This is a genomic window from Pseudonocardia nantongensis, assembly GCF_046546495.1.
GTDB classification, from domain to species: domain Bacteria; phylum Actinomycetota; class Actinomycetes; order Mycobacteriales; family Pseudonocardiaceae; genus Pseudonocardia; species Pseudonocardia nantongensis.
On record NZ_JBKGXT010000002.1, the window covers coordinates 74,479 to 95,694 of the forward strand.

Here is a 21,216-nt window from a genome sequence, read left to right on the forward strand (position 1 = left end):
CGGCACATCGGAGGCCGGGGCGGCGGAGGAAGTCGGGGCCGGGGCACCGGACGCGGGGGGTGCCGCGGGCGGGGAGCCCGCCCCGGGGCCGGCGACAACCCCGGCGACGGGAACCCCGGTGACGGGGGGCGCGCCGTCGTCGCGCCGGATCGGGCCCCGGCCGATGCGCAAGCCGGAGCGCGGCGAGACGTCCGTGCGGGACATGCTCGGCGCGTTGCTGCTGCTGATCCCGATCGCCCTGCTGATCTTCACCGTCGGCGGGTCCTGCTCGTTCGCGCCGACCGGACCGGCGGTGGACCCGGGCTCCGGGCCGACGGTGAACGTGGCCGAGCGGCTCACCGAGTACGCCCGCGGGTCGGCGTTCGCGCTGCGGGTGCCGGACGTGCCGTTCCGCGCCAACTCCACCGACCGCGGTCCCGTCGAGGGTGGCGGCACCGCGGTGCGGGTCGGCTACGTCACCCCGGACGCCGAGTATCTGAGCCTGGTCCAGACCGACGCATCGGCCGAGGGCATCCTCGCCACCGAGTCCGGCGCCGCGGGCAGCGGCGACGGCCCGCCCGGTGCCCGCGGAACCACCAGTGCAGGCGGCCTGACCTGGGAGATCTACCAGGCGGACGAGGGCGAACCGTTCCGGATCGCGACGCTTCCCGGCGCTCCCGAGACCCGTCTCATGATCACCGGTTCGGGCTCCGAGGACGCGTTCCGCACCCTCGCCGAGGCGACCGCGACCGCCCGCACCCTCCCGGCCGGAGCGACGACCGGCTGACGGCGAACCGCGCAACCGCGCAGGACCCGTTCGGCGACGATCCGCACGGGTTCCCGTCGTCCACACGGGATCGGATCCGGTGTGAACGACGCGAACCCGTGCGGATGCCTGCGGTCGCCCTAACCGTGGCGCCGGGCGAGGCGGTGGCGCAGGCGTTCCAGGAGCCAGGCCGGCTCGGCCAGGTCCTGCCAGGTCCACCGGACGACCTGCAGGCCGAGATCCCGCAGCAGGTCCTCGCGGATCTTCTCCTGGACGACCACGTCACCCGGCTCCTGCCCGGGGCGCAGCAACCGGCCGTACTTGATCTCGCCGTCGAACTCGCCGACCACCGGGTGGCGGCCGCCCCACCAGAAGTCGACGGTGGCGAGGTGGTTGCCGTCCCGCCCGGTCACCTCGTGCTGCAGCTCGGGGGCAGGGATCCCGGAGCGGTGCAACAGCACCCGGCTGCGGGACTCGCCCGGACTCGCGGACCGGCCGTCGGCGAACTCGACGACCGGTACGGCGTTCCCGACCCCGGCGCGCCCCGCGGCGCCGCGCAGCGCGGACCGGAGCCCGGCCGGTGTCGCGGCCAACGTGCGCTGCGCCGAGTCGGCGACGACGACCGCCCGGGCGAACGACGTCGACCGCGCGATGTCCACGACGGTGCGGGCCGGTGCGGTCACCGGGACACCGCGCACCACGGTGACCTCCTCGTCCGGCAGGGGCGCGGCGTGCAGCCGGAGATCCCGTCCGCGGCGGGCACCGGTCGGCCGGGCGCGGGTCAGGTGCACCTGGTCGATCGGCAGGTCCCAGATCGCCAGACCGTGCAGCACGGCCGCGGACGCGTGGCTGACCACGGCAGGGACGCCGAGGCGGGCCAGGACGCCGTGCACGGCGAGAACGTGCCGTGCCGCCTGCTGCTCGACGTACTCCGCGAACGAGCGGGCGGGCCCGGTGGGCGGCCGTCCCGTGACGTACATCCCGCGGCACACCTGCTGGAGCTCCCCGCTGCGGAGCGCCCCGCGGATCGCCGAGTCGGCGAGGCCCGCGGCGTGCAGGTCGGCTCGGCGGAACGGCCCGGGTCCGACGACGGCGTCCAAGGTCATGCCCCACCCTGACCCGGCGCAGCCCCGCCCGGCCGACGAGTTGCGGATCTGTGGACGGCTCGGCCGGATCCGCACGGGTTTCCGTTGTTCGCACGGGATCCGATCCCGTGCGAACGCAGCGATCCCGTGTGGATCCGGGGATCAGTCCTCGGCGTCCGGGTCGGGGTCCGCCTCGGCCAGTTTCGCTTCGATGCGGGTGCGGGCACCGGCGAGCTGGTCCTCGCAGCGGCGGGCCAGGGCCTCGCCGCGCTCCCAGAGCGCGACCGACTCGTCGAGGCCGAGGCCACCGACCTCGAGCGCCCGCACCACCTCGACGAGCTCGTCGCGGGCCTTCTCGTAGTCGAGGGTGTCCACCGACGGCCATTCGCTCACCCGGTCTCCTCCTTCGTCGGACGCCGCCCGGTCGAACGCCGCCCGGTCGGGCGCCGGGCGGGGCGGTCGTCGGTGTCACCGTCGCCGCGACCGGTCGCGGTGGCGTGGGCGCCGCCGCTGTCGCCGTCGCGGGTGTCGGTCGCGCCAGTGGAGCCGGAGCCGGGGCCGGGGCCGGGGCCGGAGTCGGAGTCGGAGCCGGAGCCGGAGGCGGTTGCGTGCACGGCGCCGTCGGCGACCCGGATCCGCAGGGCGGTCCCGGCGGGGGCGTCGGCGGCCGAGCGCAGCAACGGCGGCACGCCGCCGTCCGCGGCGGCCTCGGTGAGCTGCACGATCGCGTACCCGCGGGCGAGCGTGGCGGTCGGGCCCAGTGCGGTCAGCCGGGCCGTCAGGTGTTCCAGCTCCGAGCCGGAACGGTCGATCCGGCGCAGCACGGCGCGGTGTGCGGCGGATCGGGCGTCGGCGACCTCGCGTTCGCGGGCGTCGAACATCCGCAGCGGATCGCCGAGCACCGGGCGTGCGCGCAGGTCGGCGAGCCTGCGCTGCTCGCGGTCCACCCAGCCGTGCAGCGCACGCCGGGCCCGGTCGCGCAGCCCGGCGATCCGGGCGGTCTCCTCGGCGAGGTCGGGGACCAGGCTGCGACCGGCCTCGGTGGGCGTCGAGCAGCGGACGTCCGCGACGTGGTCGACGAGCGGGGTGTCCGGTTCGTGCCCGATCGCCGAGACCACCGGGGTGCGGCACGCCGCAACGGCGCGGCACAGCGTCTCGTCGGAGAAGGGCAGCAGGTCCTCGACGCTGCCGCCGCCGCGTGCGAGCACGATCACCCCGACGTCCGGGTCGCGGTCCAGCGTCCGCACCGCGTCGACGACCTGCTCGACGGCGAGGTTGCCCTGCACCGCGACGTTCTCGATCCGGAACCGCACCGCGGGCCAGCGCACCGTGGCGTTGCCGACGACGTCGTGCTCGGCCGCCGAGTCACGGCCGGTGACCAGCCCGATGGTGTGCGGGAGCAGCGGCGGGCGGCGCTTGAGGGCGACGTCGAACAGCCCCTCGGCGGCCAGCAACCGGCGGAGCCGCTCGATCCTGGCCAGCAGCTCGCCGAGCCCGACCGCGCGGATCCGGTCCACCCGCAGGCTCAGCGTCCCGCGCCCGAGGTAGACCGACGGCTTGCCGTGCACGATCACCCGGTTGCCCTCGCTGACGGCGTCACCGGACTCGCGGACCAGCGTGGACGGCGCGGTGAGCTGCAGCGAGACATTCGCGGCCGGGTCCCGCAGGGTCAGGAAGGCGGTGCCGGCGCGGGCGTTGACCTGGGCGAGCTGGCCCTCGACCCAGACCGCGCCCAGCCGGTCGACCCACTCCGCGATCTTGCGGGCGACGGTCCGGACCGGCCAGGGGCTCTCCTCGGACGTCGGCGGGGGGCCGGTCACTTCTCCCGGGAGAGCGTCGCGATCCGGTTCGTCAGCATCGTGACGAACGGCGGCCGGTTCTCGTGAGCGGTCTCCCAGGCCAGCAGGTCGGACAGCTCGTCCACGTCGAGGGTGCGGAGCTTGCCGCGCAACTGCGGCACGGTCAGCGACGGGTACTCCGGGACGGCGGTCGGGAAGGTCGCGTTCGCGTCCTCCCGGTTCGACGCACGGGCCGGGCGTTCCGGGCGTTCGATCGGGATCCCGGAGCGGGCCGGGCGCAGCGTGGAGACGCTGCCGTTGCGCGCGGCGTCGGGTGCCGTGGCCACCTGCTCCGGCGCGGGGACCGTCAGGTCGGCCGCCTGCAGGTCGGTGAGGTCGTCGTCGAACGTGGCCCAGCTCGGGACGTCGTCGGCGGGGCGCAGGGTGCCCAGCGCGCGGTCGCCCTTGATCGCCAGCTCGGTGACCGTCTGCTGGACGCGCATCGACACCTGCAGGGCCTGGCTGACCGCGGTCACCGGCAGCTCGACGGCGTGCCGGGGCAGGTCGCGGGCCTGCTCCACGGCCGTCACGACGAGGCCGGCGGCGATCCGCACGGGGAACGGCAGCGGTGACATGTCGCTCATTGTCCCCAGTCTGCCGTGTCCGCGCCGAACCGGGGCGTGGCGTGCACGGTCGGATCCGTCACGGCGCCGGTGGGCAGTCTCTCCTGCCCGGTCCGGGCGTCGTCCGTAGGCTGGGGGCATGTCCGGTTCGGATGCCAAGCAGGTCCTGCTCGCCAAGCCCCGGGGCTACTGCGCGGGGGTCGACCGTGCCGTCGAGGCGGTGGAGCAGTCGCTCGACCAGTACGGCGCCCCGGTGTACGTCCGCAAGGAGATCGTGCACAACAAGCACGTCGTGGAGACGCTCAGCGACCGTGGCGCGATCTTCGTCGAGGAGGCCTCCGAGGTCCCGGAGGGCGCGCACGTGGTGTTCTCCGCGCACGGCGTCTCCCCGGCGGTCCGGGACGAGGCGAACGGGCGGCAGCTCAGGACGATCGACGCGACCTGCCCGCTGGTGACCAAGGTGCACCAGGAGGCGAAGCGGTTCGCGCGCGAGGACTACGACATCCTGCTGGTCGGGCACGCCGGCCACGAGGAGGTGGAGGGCACCTCCGGCGAGGCGCCGGAGCACATCCAGCTCGTCGAGTCCGCCGACGACGTCGACAAGGTCACCGTCCGCGACCCGGAGAAGGTCGTCTGGCTGTCCCAGACCACGCTCAGCGTCGACGAGACGATGCAGACGGTGCGCGCGCTGCGGGAGAGGTTCCCGAAACTGCAGAACCCGCCGTCGGACGACATCTGCTACGCCACCCAGAACCGGCAGGTGGCGGTGAAGTCGATGGCGCCGCGCTGTGACCTGGTGCTCGTCGTCGGTTCCCGCAACTCGTCGAACTCGGTGCGGCTGGTCGAGGTGGCGCTCGGCGCCGGCGCCGGCGCGTCCTACCTGATCGACTACGCCAAGGAGATCGACGACGCCTGGCTGGACGGCGTGACGACCGTCGGTGTCACCAGCGGCGCATCGGTGCCCGAGGTGCTGGTGCGCGGCGTCGTCGAGCACCTGGCCGAGCGCGGTTTCGGATCGGTCTCCGAGGTCGACACCGCGGAGGAGACCCTGACGTTCTCGCTGCCCCGCGAGCTGCGGCCGCCGCGCCCGGCCGCCGCCCGGTAGCTGCCCGCAGCAGAACGCCCCCGGCCGGATCGGCCGGGGGCGTTCTCGCGTGCGGGACGGGGTCAGCCGCGCTCGGCGTGCACCGCGGCGGCGGAGACGACCTGGACCTGGTCCCCGATCTGCAGGTGGTTGAACCAGGCGACGGCGTGGTCCTTGGCGAGCCGGACGCACCCGGCCGACGGGGTGTCGGTACGGCCCTCGTGGAAGGCGATCCCACCGTCCTGGAAGAACACCGCCCAGGGCATCGGGGCCGGTTCACCGTTGGTGGCCGTGTACTCGCCGCTGTGGTGCAGCTGCTCCTTGCGGTACACCCGCAGCGAGTGCCCGATCGGGGTCGGCCGCTCCGCGTCGCCGGTGGCGACCGGCACCGGCCCGTTGACGACCTTGCCGCCGTCGAGCAGCCAGGACTGCTTCGAGTCCAGGTCGACGCAGGCGCGGGCGGTCACGGTGCACGGGGTCCCGGGCACCAGCGGCTGGTCCTGGAACTTCTGCGCGGCCGGAGTGGCGGCCAGCGCGGTGCCGGTACCGATCAGCGCCACCGCGGCCGCCACGAGGGCGACGAGGACGGCGGGCCGGGGGAAGCGGGTGTTCCGGGTGGTGGACATCGTTCTCCAGGTCGTCCGGCGTGCGTCGGGGAGCGTCGGGGTCACGCCTGCCCCCGTGTGTGTGACGCCCGGGTGGGCACCGAGGTTGCGTCGATTGTCCGTCTACGTCCGGCGAACCCGTGGACCGGGTTGGTCCGATTCGCTCACCTGCGACGATGCCGCGCGACGGTACCGCGAACCCGGTCCGGTCAGTCGCCGGCGCGGCGTGTCCGGCGCGGTGTGTCGCCCCGCGTGGGTGACCGCTTCCCGTCCCGGCGGGCACTCCCGGTCCGGGCGGATCCGCGTCCGTCCGCGCCCGGCTCGGCCGGACCCCGTTCGCCCGGACCCCGCTCGGCGGGTCCCCGCCCGGCGGCGCCCCGTCCGGTGCCGCCCGCAGCGGTGTCGCGCCGACCGCCCCGCCCGGTGTCGCCCCGGCCGGTGTCGCCTCGGCCGGTGTCGCCTCGCCGGGGGGCCGCCCCGGACGCATCCGAGCCGGACCCGGCCGAGCGCGTCGCACCCGAGCCGGACCCGGTCGAACGCGCCGCGCCCGGTCCGGACCGACCCGCGCCCGACCCGGATCGACCCGTGCCCGGTTTCCGGCGGCCCTCCGTTCCCGCCGTCCCGGTCCCGGAGCCCGCTCGGCCGGTCCCGGCGCGCGGCGGGCCACCCGGTCCGGACCCGGAACCGGGCCCTTCCCGGCCGTTCCCGGTGCGCCGCGCGCCGTCCGGGTCCGAGGGCCTGCGGCCGATGCCGTCCGGATCGTGCCCGCCCGGCTCGCGGCCCAGCCGGCTACGAAGCCGGCCGACGGCGTCGTCCGGGCCGAGGCGCTGGCGCAGCAGCCGGCCGCCGGCGACGAGCAGGACCACCAGCGTGGTCACCGCCATCGCCGGGAACGCGTTGATCAGCGGTGCACCGGCCAGCAGGACGCTCTGTGCCGCGCCGCCACCGCTCGGCGCGCCGAGCAGCACCGCCATCAGCGGAACGACGACGGCGAGCAGCAGCGGCGGCTGCACCGCCGGCAGGAAGATCCCGCGGCGGCGCACCCAGCCGACGGCGAGCACGCAGCCGGCCAGGTAACCGATCTGGAAGACGGTGCCGACGGTGCCGATCCGCAGCAGGTCGACGAGCACCCCGATCGCGGTGACGCCCACCGCGATGCCGGTCGCGGCCACCGGGGGGATGCCCAGGACCGGTCGCAGGATCGATCGGTCGCGCACCGGCCAGCCGCCGCGTCGGGCGGGGGGCCGGTCCCGCGACCCCCCGGGCCGGCGGGCCGCGCTCGTGCGGGTCGAGGTCACCCGGTCAGCCTAACTCCCCGCGTCCCGCCGCAGCCGGGCCCTCGCCGGGGGTGTCGCGGGCCCCGGGGCTCCCGGCCGACCCGTCGGACTCCCACCCGGCGGTCTCGGAACGGGTGCCGTCGGACCGGCCCTCCGGCCGGGCTGCGTCGGACCGGGCGTCCGGCCACGGCGTCCGCACCGTGCCCCGCCGGCCGAGGTCCTCCAGCGACACCAGGGACTCCCCGGCCGAGGCGACCAGCTCCGGTGCGGAGACCCCGCGCGGTGTGCGGTCCACGGTCGACGGCGCCTCCAGCTCGGTCTCGCTGACCTGGAGCTCGGTGAACTTGCGCGCGCTGACCAGCACCCGCGCCTCCAGCGACGAGACGGTCCGGTTGTAGCTGTCCACCACGGCGTCCAGGCTGCGGCCGAGCTTGGCGACGTGGGTGCCCATCGTCGCCAGCCGGCCGTGCAGCTCCCGGCCGAGCCGGTGCACCTGGGCGGCGTTGCGGGCCAGGGCCTCCTGTTTCCACCCGTAGGCGACGGTGCGCAGGAGCGCGACCAGGGTGGTCGGGGTGGCGAGCACGACGTTGCGCCCGAACGCGTGCTCCAGAAGCGCCGGGTCGGAGCGCAGCGCGGCCTCCAGGAACGGGTCGCCCGGTACGAACAACACGACGAACTCGGGCGTCGGCTCGAACGCGGTCCAGTAGCTCTTGGAGGCGAGCTGGTCCACGTGGCTGCGCAGCTGCCGGGCGTGCGACGACAGCTTCTGCGCGTGCACGTCCGGGTCCGCGGCCTCGACGGCCTCGAGGTACGCCGCGAAGGGCACCTTGGCGTCGACCACGACCTGCTTGCCGCCGGCCAGGCGCACGATCATGTCCGGGCGGATCCCGCCGTCCTCGCCCTCGGCGGACACCTGGGTGGAGAAGTCGCAGTGCTCGACCATCCCGGCCATCTCGGCGACGCGCTGCAGCTGCATCTCGCCCCACCGGCCGCGGACCTGTGGCGCGCGCAGCGCGTTGACCAGGGCCTTCGTCTCGGTGCCCAGCCGATCCGAGCTGTCCGCCATCGCCTTGACCTGCTCGCGCAGCCCGGCGTAGGCGGACTCCCGCTCCTTCTCCACCGAGCGCAGCTGCCCCTCGACCCGGCCGAGCGCCGCGGTGACCGGGTCGAGCATCTGCTCGACGGCCTTCGCCCGCGCCGACTCGTCACCCTGGACCTTCGCGGACAGCGCCGCGGTGGCCTCGGAGATCCGGCTCTCGGCCAGCTTCACGAAGGCCTCGTTGTTGCGGGCCAGCGCGTCCTGCGACAGCGCGGCGAACGAGTCCTTCAGCCCCGCCTCGGTCTCGGTGCGCGCCTCCCGCTCGGCCCGTAGGGCCGCGGTGGCGCCGGCCGCGTCCGACTCCGCCCGCCGGGCCCGCGCCGTCGCGTCGTCCAGCGACTCGTGGAGCTCCTCGATCCGCTCCAGCAGTCCGGTCCGCTCGGCGCGCAGGCCGGCGGCGTCCGCCCGGGTGGTGGCCGCGGTGTTCGCCGCGGTCCGGGCCGCCTCCGCCGCCTCGGCCCGGAACCGGGCGCCGGCGAGGGCCCAGGTGACGGCGGCGGCGAGGGCCGCACCGAGCAGCGACCCGACGAGAAGGCTGATGGCATCCACGGCACGCAGCGTGCACCCGGGCACCGACAGTTACGGAGAATCCGCAGGTGGTGGGCGTGTTCTCCGGGATCGTTCGGCGAACGGCGTAACCGACGACGTCCGAACGGCTCTGAGGTTGCGTTACGGAGGTGAACCCCATACTCCGTCAACGCTTTCGCGGTGCATCCCGTCTTCCTTCGTGTCAGCGCCTCGGCAGCCCTGCTGCCGGAGCGTCACCGATAACCACGAGAGAGGTACGCACATGCAGACCCGACTCGCTCGCACCATCGGTCGCGTCACCGCCGCCGTCACCGTCGCAGCGGCCGCCGCGACGGTCCCCGCCGGGGTCGCCGCCGCCGCGCCCGCCACGGACCCCGGGCCCAGCGCCTGCAGTCCGGGCCAGCAGCGCGGCACGATCGAGGCACTGCCCTCCACCTCGGAGGTCGCGAACTACACGCTGACCGTGATGGCGGAGCCGGGCACCTCGCCCTGCTACCTGTCCGGGCCGCCGGCCAACATGGTCTTCAGCCTGAACGGCTCGCCGCGCGCGGTGGACGTCGCGCCGACCCCCGAGGACGGCAACGCCGTCCAGTTCGGCGACGGCATGCCGGTTACCTACGACCTGCACGTCCCGGCCTCGGACGGCCCGGCGCAGGCGAACCAGGTCACCTTCAACCCCGGCACGCCGGCCGGTGAGCTGCCCGGCGACTTCACCGCCTACGGCCCGATCGGCGTCGACGCCGGCATGACGGTCGGCCCGGCCAAGCCGTTCTGATCCGCGGCGCCGCAGCACGGCGCCGCCCGGACGACGCACCGGAGAACCGTCCGCGGCCGGGGCGGGGGGACACCACCCCGTCCGCGAGACCCGGTGAACCACCTGTGAATCGAGGGGGAAACACCATGCGCACCATCACCCGGACCGCTGCCGCGCTCGCGGTCGCGGCTGGCGTCGCACTCGCTCCGGCCGGTATCGCCAACGCGGCGCCCGCCGGGACGCCGGCACCGACGGCCTGCTCGCCGGAGAACGTGCACTCGACCATCCAGCAGGGTGACTCGAGTGCCGGGCACCGGCACTACACGGTCGTCATGACCGCCGACCCCGGCACCACGCCCTGCCGGCTGAACGGCTGGCCGACCACCGTCGGGGCCTCGCTCGACGGGGTGCCGCGGGACGTGCCCTACCCGGGCCACAACGACCATCAGGCGTCTCCGGTGGTCTTCGGGCCCGGGCTGCCCGCGCAGTTCGACGTCCAGGTCGCGAACACCGGGGACCCGGTGCCGGCCGACACGCTCGAGTTCACGGCGTCGGAGGACTACACCTCGATCCCCGGGCGCTTCGTCGCGACCGGCGCGTTCGACCTCGGCGGCGACATCCAGGTCAGCTCGATCCACTCCGCGAGCTGATCCCGCCTTCTCCGGACGTCCACGAGCGGGTCAGCCCAGCCGCAGGTCGGCCGACTCGTGCTCGAGCAGCCACCGCTTGACCGGCAGCCCCCAGCGGAACCCGCCGAGCGAGCCGTCGGTGCGCAGGACCCGGTGGCAGGGCACGAACAGCGCCGCGGCGTTGTGCGCGCACGCCCCCGCTGCGGCGCGGACCGCCGCCGGCCGGCCGGTCTTGTCCGCATAGCCGGTGTAGGTGACGGGGGCACCGGCCGGCACCGTCCGCAGCACGTCCCAGGCGTGCTCGCGGTACGGGCCGGACCGCTGCCGGACGGCGACGTCGTCGATCACCGACAGGTCGCCGTCGTGGTAGCGGTCGATGGCCACCGCGACCGGGCCGAGGTCGCCCTCGACGACCTCGGTGGGGGCCAGCGAGCCGTGGACCAGCGGCAGCAGGTCGTCGACCGAGGACGTCCAGCCGGAGGCGAGGACGTAGCCGTCGGCGTCGACGACGGCGGTGAAGGGCCCCGCGGGGGTGTCCCTGGTGGCCCAGACGGCAGTACCGACGCTCGTTCCGCGTGCGCTTCTCTCGGTGTCGATGCTCGTTCCGCGTGCGCTTCTCTCGGTACTCATACGGTCCTCCCGATGACGGGTGCGGCGGACGCGGCGGCCCGCCAGAGATGGGTGGCGGCGTAGGACCGCCAGGGGGCCCAGGCGCGGCCGCGCCCGGCGAGCGCGTCCCCGTCGCCGGGCAGGCCGAGTGCCGCGGCCCCGCGGCGCACCGCGAGATCGGACTCCAGCAGCTCGTCGGGGTCGCCGAGCACCCGCATCGCCAGGTACCCGGCGCTCCACGGCCCGATCCCGGGCAGCGCGAGCAGTTCGGCCCGCAGACCGGCGGGGTCCCGGCCGGCGTCGAGGACCAGGTCCCCGGCTGTCAGGGCCGCGCACAGCCCGCGCAGCGACTCCGCCCGGCGTGCGGGTCCGGCGAGCTCGGCCCCGGCGAGCGTCCCGGGCTCCGGGAACAGCAGGTCGGGGCCGTCGTCGTCGCGCAGCGCCGTGGGCAGCGCCGCGCCGTGTTCCGCGGCCAGCCGGGACGTCGCCGTCCGCGCCGCGGCGACCGAGACCTGCTGGCCGAGGACGGTGCGGACCGCGGTCTCGGCCGGGTCGGCGGTGCCGGCCAGCCGGATGCCGGGTGTCGCCGCGACAAGCGGGGCCAGCACCGGGTCGGCGGCGAGCGCGGTGTCGACGGCCTGCGGATCGGCGTCGAGGTCGAGCAACCGGCGCAGCCGGGACACGGCAGGCCCGACGTCGCGTGGATCGGTCGTGCGCAGCGTCGCCAGCACGGCGCCCGGACGCGCGGTCAGGTCGAGCACGACCGAGGCGGGCCCGTGCGGCAGCAGCAGCGTCCGCCGGTAGGTCCCGCCGTCGACGCGTTCCACCCGGTCGATCGCGCGGGCGGCCAGGTGATCGAGCAAGCCGTGCGGGTCGAACGGGGCCCGGTACGGCAGCCGGAGCGTGATCGCCCCCGGCGCGGCGTGCGCGGCACCCGGGCGCCGCGCGGCCTCGGCCCGCAGCTGCGACGGGGGCACCCCGTACACGGCGTGGACGGTCTCGTTGAACTGGCGGACGCTGCCGAACCCGGCGGCGAACGCGACGTCGGCGAGCCCGAGCGGCGTCGTCTCCACCAGGACACGCGCGGTGTGCGCGCGCTGCGCCCTGGCCAGCGCGAGCGGGCCCGCGCCGAGCTCGGCGGACAGGATCCGGCCCAGCTGGCGCGACGAGTAACCCAGCCGCGACGCGAGGCCGGGCACCCCCTCCCGCTCGACGACGCCGTCGGCGATCAGCCGCATCGCCCGCCCGGCCGCGTCGGCCCGCAGGTTCCACTCGGGCGAGCCCGGCACGGCGTCGGGCAGGCACCGCCGGCAGGCCCGGTAGCCGGCGGTCTGGGCGGCCGCCGCGGTGCGCAGGAACTCGACGTTGCGCGAGCGCGGCGGCGGGACCGGGCAGGAGGGCCGGCAGTAGATGCCGGTGGTCCGCACGGCCGTCACGAACTGCCCGTCGAAGCGGGCGTCCTTGGCGGCGACGGCCCGGTAGCAGGTGTCGTGGTCGAGCAGCACGGCACCGACGATGCCACCCCGCCCCGGGAGGATCTCGCGGAAATCGGTCACCGGTGTCCGGGGCGCGGGCGGGTGGTCAGTTGCGGCAGGACGCTCCGCTGATCCATCCCTGCTCGCAGGCGTAGTCGACCTGCTCCTCGCGCTCCCGGTCGTTGTCCGGGGCGCCGATCGGGGGGCCGTAGCGGTCGTCCTCGGCGTCCTCGTCGTCGCGGTCGGGGGTCGGGTCCGGGGCAGGTGCCGGGGCGGGTGCCGGCGGGTCGGCCGGACGCGGGGTCTCGGCGCGGCCGCCACCCGACGAGCCCGACCCGGTCCCGGACGACCCGGTCCCGGACGACCCGGAGTCCGAGGCCCCCGACCCGGGTCCCGACGAGCCTGTGCCGCCGGAACCGTTCGATCCGGAGGTGCCGCCGGAGCCGGTGGTCGGTTCCTCGGCCGGCGCGGGGGCCGGCTCGGGTGCCGGCGGTGGGGCCGGTGGCTCGTCCGGAGCCGGCGGGGCGACGCTCGCCGGCGGGGCCGGCGGCAGCGGCGTGTCGGCACGCTGCACGGACGACAGCGACACCGCGGACACGGTGCCGGCCGTGGCCAGCACGGCCACCCCGGTCGTCAGCATGGCGTGGATGCCCGGCAGGCGCATGGCTCCCCCTCGACTCGGCACCGCGGTGCTCACCGGACCGGACGGATGCTGCGTCCGGCGGGTGATGCCCCGGCACGAGGCTCCGGACGAAGCGTCGCGACCGGGCGCTCGTCCGAGTATGGCGTACTCCACTCGGAGCAGTTGCAGCGACCGTCGGTGAGCGTCTCGGGGTGGGAGTCACCCACCGGGACCGGCGTGGCGTGCGGGATCATGGACGTCGACCGGAGGACTGGAGGCGATCATCGCGACGGACGGCGCCGAGCCGGCATGCCGGCACCGCACGGCGGGCAGGGTCACCGCGGCCCGCACCCGGATCGTCGGGTGGGTGTTGCTGCTGGTGCTTGGGTCGATCGGGGTGGTGATCCTGGTGACCTGGTTGCTGTTGACCAACGAGACGGACCGCCGCGTCGAAGAGGCGCTGAACGCCGAATCCGCCGAGCTCGCCCGGGTGACCCGGACCGGGGTGAACCCGACGACCGGGGACCCGTACGCGTCGGTGGACGAGATCCTGCGCACGGTGATCGCGGCGAACGTGGCCCGGCCGAACGAGAAGTTCCTCGGCTACCTCGACGGCGAGTTCCGCTGGGAGTCCCGCCGCGCGAACCCGGCGGTGCTGTTGCGCGCGGACCCGGGGTTCACCGCGGCGGTCGCCTCGGTGCGCGCGCCGGCCCGCGGCTCGCACCCGACCCCGGCCGGTGCGGTCCGCTGGTCGGCGCTGCCGGTCGGGCTGGCGGGCGACCCGCACCGCGGCGTCGTCGCGATCGGCCACTTCGTCGAGCCGGAGCACGAGTTCGCCGACCGGGCCGCTCGGCTGATGGGCATGGTGGGGCTCGGGGTGGCGTTGCTGAGTGCGGTCGGGGCGTGGCTGGTCGCGGGCCGGATCCTGCGCCCGCTGCGCGACGTCGCCGCGACCGCCCGGACGATCACCGGGAACGACCTGTCCCGGCGGGTGCCGCAGCACGCCCGGCCGCGCGACGAGATCGCGGAGCTCGCCGGGACGCTGAACGCGATGCTGGACCGGGTGCAGAGCGGGGTGCAGGCCCAGCACCGGTTCGTGGACGACGCCGGGCACGAGCTGCGCACCCCGATCACGATCGTCCGCGGCCACCTGGGGGTGCTCGACGCCACCGACCCCGACGACGTCCGGGAGGCCGTCGCGCTGGTCGACGACGAGCTGCAGCGGATGAACCGGCTGGTCTCGGAGATGCTGTCGCTGACACGGGCCGAGCAGCCGTCGCTGCTGCGCCCGGAGGAGGTCGACGTGGCCGCGCTGACCCGGGAGCTGTTCGGCAAGCTCACCGCGCTGGCCGACCGGGACTGGCAGCTGGAGTCGGTGGCGCCGGTCCGGGTCCTGCTGGACCCGCAGCGGATCACCCAGGCGGTGGTGGCGCTGGCCGACAACGCGACCCGCTTCACCGGGCCGGGGGGTCGCATCGCGCTCGGCTCGGAGGCGGACGACGACCGGGTGCGGATCCGGGTGGCCGACAGCGGGCCCGGGGTGGACCCGGCCGACCAGAACCGGGTGTTCCGCCGCTTCGCCCGCGGCGACAACGCGCCGCGCTCGGACGGCGCCGGGCTCGGCCTGTCGATCGTCGAGGCGATCGCGACCACGCACGGCGGCCGGGTGCTGCTGGAGAGCGCGGTCGGCCACGGCGCGACATTCACCCTGGACCTGCCGCGGAGGACCGCATGAGCACCCCGAGCCGGATCCTGGTCGCCGAGGACGAGCCGCGGATCGCGTCGTTCGTGAAGAAGGGCCTGGCCGCGGCCGGGTTCGAGGCCACCGTCGTCGCGGACGGGGCCGGGGTCTACGACCACGCCGTGACCGGCGGGTTCGACCTGATGGTGCTCGACATCGGGCTGCCCGGGCTGGACGGTTTCGCGGTGCTGCGCCGGTTGCGGCAGGCCGGCAGCACCATCCCGGTGATCATCCTGACGGCGCGGGACAGCGTGCGGGACACCGTCGCCGGGCTGGAGGGCGGCGCCGACGACTACATGGCCAAGCCGTTCCGGTTCGAGGAGCTCCTGGCCCGGGTCCGGTTGCGGCTGGAACGGGCACGCCCGGCGCCGGACCGCGACGTGCTGTCGCTCCACGGGCTGGAGCTGGACCCGCGGACCCGCTACGTCCGCGTGCACGGGCGGGGCGTGGAGCTCTCGGCCCGCGAGGCGGCGCTGGCCGAGACGTTCCTGCGGCATCCGGGGCAGGTGCTCTCCCGCGACCAGCTGCTGCGCCTGGTGTGGGGGGCCGAGGCGGCAGGCGGGTCGAACGTCGTCGACGTCTACGTGCGGTACCTGCGGCGCAAGCTCGGCCCGGAGTGGATCGCGACCGTGCGCGGTGCGGGCTACCGGCTCGAACCCGGCTGACCGGTCGCGACTACCCTGGACCGCCGTGTCCCTCACCCTCGGCATCGTCGGTCTGCCCAACGTCGGCAAGTCGACCCTGTTCAACGCGCTGACCCGGAACGACGTCCTCGCCGCGAACTACCCGTTCGCGACGATCGAGCCGAACGTCGGCGTGGTGCCGCTGCCGGACTCGCGCCTGGGCGAGCTGGCCCGGATCTTCTCCTCGGACAAGATCATTCCGGCGACCGTGTCGTTCGTCGACATCGCCGGCATCGTCAAGGGCGCGTCCGAGGGTGCGGGCCTGGGCAACAAGTTCCTCGCCAACATCCGCGAGTCGGATGCGATCTGCCAGGTCGTGCGGATCTTCGACGACCCGGACGTGGTGCACGTCGACGGCCGGATCGACCCGTCGTCGGACATCGAGACGATCGCGACCGAGCTGGTCCTGGCCGACCTGCAGACGCTGGAGAAGGCACTCCCGCGGCTGGAGAAGGAGGCCCGCACGCACAAGGACAGGCGCCCGGCGCTGGAGGCGGCGCAGCAGGCGCAGACGGTGCTGGACGAGGGCCGGACGCTGTTCCAGGCCGGGCTGGACCCGGAGCCGCTGCGCGAGCTGACGCTGCTCACCACCAAGCCGTTCCTGTACGTGTTCAACGCGGACGAGGCGGTCCTCTCCGACGACGCCCGGCGCAAGGAGCTCGCCGAGCTGGTCGCCCCGGCGCAGGCGGTGTTCCTGGACGCCAAGGTCGAGGCGGAGCTGCTCGAGCTCGACGACGAGTCGGCGGCCGAGCTGCTGTCCTCGATCGGGCAGGACGAGCCGGGCCTGGCCCAGCTGGCCCGCGCCGGGTTCTCCACCCTGGGCCTGCAGACCTACCTCACCGGCGGGCCCAAGGAGGCCCGAGCCTGGACGATCCGGCAGGGCGACACCGCACCGCAGGCCGCCGGCGTCATCCACACCGACTTCGAGCGGGGCTTCATCAAGGCCGAGATCGTCTCCTACGACGACCTGGTCGTCGCCGGCTCGATGAGCGCCGCGAAGTCGGCGGGCAAGGTGCGGATGGAGGGCAAGGACTACGTCATGCACGACGGCGACGTCGTCGAGTTCCGGTTCAACGTCTGAAGGCGCTGGACGCGCACCGGTGTAACACCCTGTCACGTTCTGGCGACGGTCCGATCGTGATCAGGCACGGAGCCGGCGTTGGCCGGTAGGCGCATCGGTGGCGCAGGTGGCGGAAGCGACAAGGGCAGCAAGGGCGGTGGGCTCCTCGCCGCGATTGCGATCGCAGTAGCGGTCGCTGCTGGTGGCGCCGCTGGTGGGGCCGCGTCGTCTTCCGGCGGTGCATCGTCCGGTTCTGGGGTACGGAGCGGATCGCAACCGGCCTCGCGAAACGTGGACAGCGTGCAGGGGCGACTGACAAGCGGCGGACTTCGCGTGACCGGCCGGATCGTCGATGACGATGCCGACTGCACTGCTCACTCATACGGCCAGGTCCGCGAGTTCTTCCGAGTGCACCCGTGCTCGTCGTTGCGTCGAGCGCATTTCGAGGTGCGGGACCGCAACGGCGACGTGGCGCTCGTTCCGGTCGCGTGGGTCGACATGCCCACCGAGGCCGAGGCTCGCCAGCTCAAGGCGCTCATGGACACCGGTGGGACCGGCAACGTGACCGAGCTGTCCCGCGAACGAGGGCGCTTCCGGACCGTGCGGTACACAGGCGATGCCTACGCCTCCCGGCGAGACGGGACGACCGTTGTGAACGCCCAGGCTCAGCCTGTCGCCCGCGGCTGGGCGGGGCTCGCGCTGACCAGTGTGGTCAGCAACGCAGTGGAGTAGCGGGACACGGCAGCCCGGTACAGATCCGGTACAAACTAGCCCGACCAGCGACGCCCAACGACGACCCGCCCCGACCAACGAATCGGCAGGTCAGAGGCCGGATCGCCGGTGTTTCGGGTGGTCGGTATTTCCCCAGCGGCAGTACATCTCCAACTGTCGAGCTGGCGGCATGCCGAGGCGTGACCGAGGACGGTCCGGCAGGCCCGAGGAGTGCCGAAATGAGGTACCGGCTGGTGTCGTTGGGCTACGTTGGCCCAGGCGCGGTTGGGGACGTTGCCAGGCCTCCAGGGCCACGAGCGGTGAGGTCTCGTTCAGGGGCAGCTCCACAGAAGTGATGATCGAGCGTGGGTGCTGATAATGCGGCCGGCGATCCCCTCGATGGACGCGGTGAGATACGGGAAACGAGCTAGACAGCGCGCCGCCGATGCCGCTTGTCGCAGGTCCGGATGCTTCTGATCTCACCCACCTCTCATTCGACCCTTGGAAGATCACCCATGTCTGATTACGGGCGCCTGGCGCTCACTGGTGTACCTACGATCGCGATCTTCGGGGTCACGGTCGAGCAGTGGTGGATCGCCGGTATCGCCGTCCTGCTGATCGCTGCTGGCATCGCCGGCCTGCGGATCGGTTTCCGCCGTCGGCGCGGGGTCGGGTCGCGATGAGCGTCACCGTCACTCGTCGTCGCTCGACGGCAATCGTGCTGGGTATCGTCGCGCTTCTCATAATCGCGGCGTGGGCTGGTCATCACGCTGTGGAGACACTCCGTGCGCTCGACGGGGACGGAACGCAGTTCGGCCTGCTGTTCACTATCGGGTTCGCCTTCATCGTTCTCCAGACGATCCTCTACTTCCTAGAACGTCCGGTCGCGGCGTGGCCGTGGCACGAGAAGCTCGTGCTCGACAAGCTGCATGTGACAGTGCCCGTGCCGGTGTACAACGAGGATCCGGAACTGCTGCGACGCTGCCTGTGGTCGCTGTTGGAGCAGGAGCGCCGCCCGAACCTCGTCTACGTGGTCGACGATGGTTCTGACCTGGCGAAGGTGGACTACGGGCAGATCTACCGCGAGTTCGGCCGCGCCGCGCGCTTGGCCGGGGTCGAGGCCAGGTGGGTGCGCACGGCCAATCAGGGCAAGCGTCACGCACAGGGCGTCGTGTTCGCCGATACCTCCGACACCGACATCTACGTGACAGTGGACTCCGACGCGCTGCTCGACCGTCGCGCTATCCGGGAGCTTCTGCGGCCGTTCCGGTCGGAGAAGGTGCAGTCGGTTGCGGGGATCGTCGTCGCGTCCAACGTCGACAAGAACTGGCTCACCAGACTGACCGACCTGTGGTTCGTCACTGCTCAGCTCGTCACTCGCTCTGGGCTCTCGGCGGTCGGCTCGGTTCTGGTCAACTCTGGTCCGCTTGCCGCCTATCGCGCAGCGGTCTGCAGGGACAATCTCGACGGCTACCTGAACGAGTCGTTCATGGGCCGGCGTGTTTCGTTCTCCGACGACTCCATGCTTACGCTCTACGCGAAGATGCGGGGTCGTACCGTCCAGCAGCCCTCCGCGGTGGTGCTGTCGGCGATGCCGGAGACTGTGTCTCACCACGCCCGCCAGTACGTTCGATGGATGCGCGGGAGCTTCATCCGGTCCTGCTGGCGGGCCCGCTACCTGCCGATGACCGAGGTCGCGTTCTGGCTGCATGCCTTGACCTGGGTCCAGATGCTGGTGTCAAGCATGCTGGTGATCGCGCTCTTCGTGGTCGCGCCGCTGGCCGGTGTCGGTCTCGCGCCGTGGATGCTCGTCGTCACTGCCGCGATCGGACTCATGCAGGCGTTCCGCTACATGACCTACCGTCGCTCCGATGTCTCGCTGGGGTCCCAGCTACTGACGCTGGCGATGTTCCCGTTGGCGGTGATGTGGGCGTTCTTCTTCCTCCGAGGAATCCGCTGGTACGGAATCCTCACCTGCTGGAAGACAGGGTGGGGCACCCGGCAGACCGTGGAGGTACGGGCGGAGACAACCGTGGCCGAGGCTGAGGATCCCCAGCGCGCGCTCGTCGCCGCATGATGTGGCGGATTGGGGGCGCCCTCCTGCTACTGGCCGGGCTGGTGACTGCTGGGCTCCTCGGTGCTGCTGCGGCGCAGGACCGCCTGAAGTTCGCTGAGGGGCAGTCGCAGGCTAAGGCAGCGCTCGACCAGGCGGGAGCGGCCGAGCCGGTAGTCGGGCACTCAGAAGGTGCTCCGGACGGGACGCCATTGGCACGCATGCGTATCCCTCGCCTCGGCACCGACATGGACTATGTCGTTCTCCAAGGAACCGGTCCCGATGTGCTGTCTCGCGGTCCGGGCCACTACCGAGCTACGGCAGGACCTGGGGAGGTCGGCAACTTCGCCGTCGCGGGTCATCGCAACGGTCGTGCTGGAGTCTTCGAACAGCTGGATCAACTCCGGCCCTGCGACGTCATCGAGGTCGCAACTGAAACGAGGTACCTGACCTACGAGGTGCTCCCGTACGCGGATTCGTCGACAACCAACTGTGGACTCGCGCCCGGGCCAGTCCCGGGGCGGCAGATCGTGACGCCGAGCCGTGATGACGTCCTGAATCCTGTTCCGGGCCAGAAGGAGACGGCAGAAGCGACCGCAGCACTGATCACCTTGACTACCTGTCACCCTTGGAACTCCTCAGCGCAGCGTCTCATCGTGCACGGAGTCTTAACGGAGTCCGAGGTCAGGCCGGTCGGCACGTTTTAGTGCGTCTCGGATCAGACGTCGTCGGCTCGACGGCGACGTGCAACTAGTACCGGCTAATCACGGGCAAACACGGAAGCGTCCGGTTCCTGGAATCTGCAGGTTGTTGCCGGGGAGCGCCAGTCTCGCGAGGCCTTCCAAACTGGCTACACGGGTTCGATCCGTACTCTCACTCCACAGCAACACCGCAGCTCAAAGTTGGTAGCGACGGCGCGGCGTGAGCATGAGGCGCTGGGCCATCGGGTGCGATCACGATAAGCACGTTTGCGAGATGCGGGGTCGGACCGAGGTTAGGCGGGTGGGGTTGTCCTGTGCCGGTCGCTCGAACACGTACCGAACTCCTGGGTTGGTAGGGTCACTCCGGCTCGGCCAGCGCCTCGACAGACGGGCCGGTCCACGCAGTTCGCCACCATCCGCGGCCAGGGCTCCAGGCGATAGCGCCCTGGCTCGACATCGAGCCGGCGATCCACACATGCGTGACGCCGTCGGGCAGCTCTGGCGGAGTCTGGTCAAGATCAACTTGGTCGTCGCGCTTCTCCAGCCCGAACTGGACCGCGTAGTCGGTCCCAATCGTCGACCAGATGAACGCATGCCGCTCGGACACGTCTTCGTGAGCCGCGAGCTTCGCCGCCACGTCGGGGTTGTCTGCGAGGACGTCGGCGACCCATTGCGCGGGCGTAGTCGAGCCCGAGATACCGCTCCATCCCTCGGCACGGAGCTTCCCCGTCCCTGGAGCAACGCTCGCGGCGGCGTAAGCCATCCGGACTCCGAGGTTCTCCGCAGCGTGATAGAGGGGCCAGTGCGGAGCACGGTGCGCCTGGCGGAGGTCGCTGAGCCCGGCATGCTCCAGATCGACGAGGAGCCCGGGGAGCTGTTGATAAACATCGCGGAACTTCGCCCGGTGGTAGAGGACCACCAACCACCCGCTTTGAATACCTGAGCCCTCAATCTCGTGGCCGACGCGCTCCAGCTTCCTCCACAGTGCGTAGAACCTGCCGTCGTGATCGCCGATGATCTCCATCGCGGCATGACGTCCGTCCGGATGGTCGATAAGCGCGTCCACCATCGAGGACTTCGAGCCGTCGTCGTACTGCGTCACTGTCGCGTCGAGCTCGTCGGCCACCAGCTCCCGCGCGACCTTCTCCTCGAGCCGGTCCTTCACCACCAGACCATGATGCCTACATCACGATCGTGCGGATGCCGATGCCGATGCCGATGCCGATGCCGATGCCGGGGCCGGGCCCGGTCCGGGAGGGCTGAGTCGGTCCGACTGCCGTGCCACACCTGCCACTGAGACCGGTCAACAACGGTCAGCGGCGGAGCCTCGACGCAGACTGGGCCGTCCCCGGCC

The 21,216-nt window shown here is 73.0% G+C and carries 22 protein-coding genes; 11 read left to right on the forward strand and 11 right to left on the reverse strand.

Annotation, left to right across the window (positions count from 1 at the left end; translation table 11 throughout):
• The first annotated feature begins 118 nt into the window (after positions 1-118).
• Entirely contained in the window at positions 119-766 is a 648-nt protein-coding gene (locus ACLFMI_RS02275) for a DUF4245 family protein (protein WP_410946011.1), read from the forward strand.
• 119 nt (positions 767-885) lie between these two features.
• Here ACLFMI_RS02275 and ACLFMI_RS02280 read toward each other — a convergent pair whose 3' ends face one another.
• The 4 genes from ACLFMI_RS02280 to ACLFMI_RS02295 all read right to left on the reverse strand — a co-directional run bounded on the left by ACLFMI_RS02280 (position 886) and on the right by ACLFMI_RS02295 (position 4,252).
• On the reverse strand, positions 886-1,851 hold the full coding sequence (locus tag ACLFMI_RS02280) for a type IV toxin-antitoxin system AbiEi family antitoxin domain-containing protein (protein ID WP_410946012.1): 966 nt from the start codon (positions 1,849-1,851) through the stop codon (positions 886-888).
• A gap of 141 nt (positions 1,852-1,992) precedes the next feature.
• Positions 1,993-2,223 carry an exodeoxyribonuclease VII small subunit gene (locus tag ACLFMI_RS02285; RefSeq protein ID WP_410946013.1) on the reverse strand — a complete coding sequence of 77 codons (231 nt, stop codon included), beginning with the start codon at positions 2,221-2,223 and terminating at the stop codon, positions 1,993-1,995.
• On the reverse strand, positions 2,220-3,650 hold the full coding sequence (xseA, locus tag ACLFMI_RS02290; RefSeq protein ID WP_410946014.1) for an exodeoxyribonuclease VII large subunit: 1,431 nt from the start codon (positions 3,648-3,650) through the stop codon (positions 2,220-2,222). Before xseA ends, ACLFMI_RS02285 begins: the two co-directional genes overlap by 4 nt.
• Positions 3,647-4,252: a lipid droplet-associated protein gene (locus ACLFMI_RS02295; RefSeq protein ID WP_410946015.1), complete on the reverse strand. Its 606-nt coding sequence runs from the start codon at positions 4,250-4,252 to the stop codon at positions 3,647-3,649. Before ACLFMI_RS02295 ends, xseA begins: the two co-directional genes overlap by 4 nt.
• Before the next feature lie 118 nt (positions 4,253-4,370).
• Between ACLFMI_RS02295 and ACLFMI_RS02300 the strand changes: the two genes are divergently transcribed.
• Positions 4,371-5,336 carry a 4-hydroxy-3-methylbut-2-enyl diphosphate reductase gene (locus ACLFMI_RS02300; protein WP_410946016.1) on the forward strand — a complete coding sequence of 322 codons (966 nt, stop codon included), beginning with the start codon at positions 4,371-4,373 and terminating at the stop codon, positions 5,334-5,336.
• A gap of 62 nt (positions 5,337-5,398) precedes the next feature.
• On the opposite strand, the gene ACLFMI_RS02305 is transcribed toward ACLFMI_RS02300, so the two are convergent.
• The 3 genes from ACLFMI_RS02305 to ACLFMI_RS02315 all read right to left on the reverse strand — a co-directional run bounded on the left by ACLFMI_RS02305 (position 5,399) and on the right by ACLFMI_RS02315 (position 8,845).
• Entirely contained in the window at positions 5,399-5,941 is a 543-nt protein-coding gene (locus tag ACLFMI_RS02305; RefSeq protein WP_410946017.1) for a L,D-transpeptidase, read from the reverse strand.
• A gap of 188 nt (positions 5,942-6,129) precedes the next feature.
• Positions 6,130-7,218 (reverse strand): DUF6542 domain-containing protein, encoded by a 1,089-nt coding sequence (locus ACLFMI_RS02310; RefSeq protein ID WP_410946018.1) that lies wholly within the window; start codon positions 7,216-7,218, stop codon positions 6,130-6,132.
• 4 nt (positions 7,219-7,222) lie between these two features.
• Positions 7,223-8,845 (reverse strand): DNA recombination protein RmuC, encoded by a 1,623-nt coding sequence (locus tag ACLFMI_RS02315; RefSeq protein WP_410946019.1) that lies wholly within the window; start codon positions 8,843-8,845, stop codon positions 7,223-7,225.
• Positions 8,846-9,086: 241 nt separating this feature from the next.
• Here ACLFMI_RS02315 and ACLFMI_RS02320 point away from each other — a divergent pair, with 241 nt between their 5' ends.
• Both ACLFMI_RS02320 and ACLFMI_RS02325 read left to right on the forward strand, forming a co-directional pair.
• Positions 9,087-9,599 carry a hypothetical protein gene (locus tag ACLFMI_RS02320; protein ID WP_410946020.1) on the forward strand — a complete coding sequence of 171 codons (513 nt, stop codon included), beginning with the start codon at positions 9,087-9,089 and terminating at the stop codon, positions 9,597-9,599.
• Positions 9,600-9,724: 125 nt separating this feature from the next.
• A complete protein-coding gene (locus ACLFMI_RS02325) occupies positions 9,725-10,228 on the forward strand; it encodes a DUF4232 domain-containing protein (protein ID WP_410946021.1) in 504 nt (167 codons plus the stop codon).
• Positions 10,229-10,258: 30 nt separating this feature from the next.
• On the opposite strand, the gene ACLFMI_RS02330 is transcribed toward ACLFMI_RS02325, so the two are convergent.
• Genes ACLFMI_RS02330 through ACLFMI_RS02340 form a run of 3 tightly spaced genes read right to left on the reverse strand, consistent with a single transcriptional unit; the run spans position 10,259 to position 12,955 of the window.
• On the reverse strand, positions 10,259-10,837 hold the full coding sequence (locus ACLFMI_RS02330) for a methylated-DNA--[protein]-cysteine S-methyltransferase (protein WP_410946022.1): 579 nt from the start codon (positions 10,835-10,837) through the stop codon (positions 10,259-10,261).
• Complete coding sequence (locus ACLFMI_RS02335) at positions 10,834-12,372, reverse strand: AlkA N-terminal domain-containing protein (RefSeq protein WP_410946023.1); 1,539 nt, start codon at positions 12,370-12,372, stop codon at positions 10,834-10,836. Before ACLFMI_RS02335 ends, ACLFMI_RS02330 begins: the two co-directional genes overlap by 4 nt.
• A gap of 25 nt (positions 12,373-12,397) precedes the next feature.
• Positions 12,398-12,955: a hypothetical protein gene (locus ACLFMI_RS02340; protein ID WP_410946024.1), complete on the reverse strand. Its 558-nt coding sequence runs from the start codon at positions 12,953-12,955 to the stop codon at positions 12,398-12,400.
• 325 nt (positions 12,956-13,280) lie between these two features.
• Between ACLFMI_RS02340 and ACLFMI_RS02345 the strand changes: the two genes are divergently transcribed.
• The 7 genes from ACLFMI_RS02345 (at position 13,281) to ACLFMI_RS02375 (ending at position 19,868) form a co-directional block, all read left to right on the forward strand.
• Positions 13,281-14,648 (forward strand): sensor histidine kinase, encoded by a 1,368-nt coding sequence (locus ACLFMI_RS02345; protein ID WP_410946025.1) that lies wholly within the window; start codon positions 13,281-13,283, stop codon positions 14,646-14,648.
• A complete protein-coding gene (locus tag ACLFMI_RS02350) occupies positions 14,645-15,319 on the forward strand; it encodes a response regulator transcription factor (RefSeq protein WP_410946026.1) in 675 nt (224 codons plus the stop codon). The genes ACLFMI_RS02345 and ACLFMI_RS02350 overlap by 4 nt, the downstream gene beginning before the upstream one ends.
• A 25-nt stretch (positions 15,320-15,344) precedes the next feature.
• Positions 15,345-16,418, forward strand: coding sequence for a redox-regulated ATPase YchF (gene ychF / locus ACLFMI_RS02355; protein WP_410946027.1), 1,074 nt, complete (start codon positions 15,345-15,347; stop codon positions 16,416-16,418).
• A gap of 312 nt (positions 16,419-16,730) precedes the next feature.
• A complete protein-coding gene (locus ACLFMI_RS02360) occupies positions 16,731-17,129 on the forward strand; it encodes a hypothetical protein (protein WP_410946028.1) in 399 nt (132 codons plus the stop codon).
• A gap of 494 nt (positions 17,130-17,623) precedes the next feature.
• Positions 17,624-17,791 carry a hypothetical protein gene (locus ACLFMI_RS02365; RefSeq protein ID WP_410946029.1) on the forward strand — a complete coding sequence of 56 codons (168 nt, stop codon included), beginning with the start codon at positions 17,624-17,626 and terminating at the stop codon, positions 17,789-17,791.
• Positions 17,788-19,185 (forward strand): glycosyltransferase, encoded by a 1,398-nt coding sequence (locus ACLFMI_RS02370; RefSeq protein WP_410946030.1) that lies wholly within the window; start codon positions 17,788-17,790, stop codon positions 19,183-19,185. Before ACLFMI_RS02365 ends, ACLFMI_RS02370 begins: the two co-directional genes overlap by 4 nt.
• Positions 19,185-19,868 (forward strand): class E sortase, encoded by a 684-nt coding sequence (locus tag ACLFMI_RS02375; RefSeq protein WP_410946293.1) that lies wholly within the window; start codon positions 19,185-19,187, stop codon positions 19,866-19,868. The genes ACLFMI_RS02370 and ACLFMI_RS02375 overlap by 1 nt, the downstream gene beginning before the upstream one ends.
• 352 nt (positions 19,869-20,220) lie before the next feature.
• On the opposite strand, the gene ACLFMI_RS02380 is transcribed toward ACLFMI_RS02375, so the two are convergent.
• Positions 20,221-21,030 (reverse strand): hypothetical protein, encoded by an 810-nt coding sequence (locus ACLFMI_RS02380; protein WP_410946031.1) that lies wholly within the window; start codon positions 21,028-21,030, stop codon positions 20,221-20,223.
• Positions 21,031-21,216: the final 186 nt, after the last annotated feature.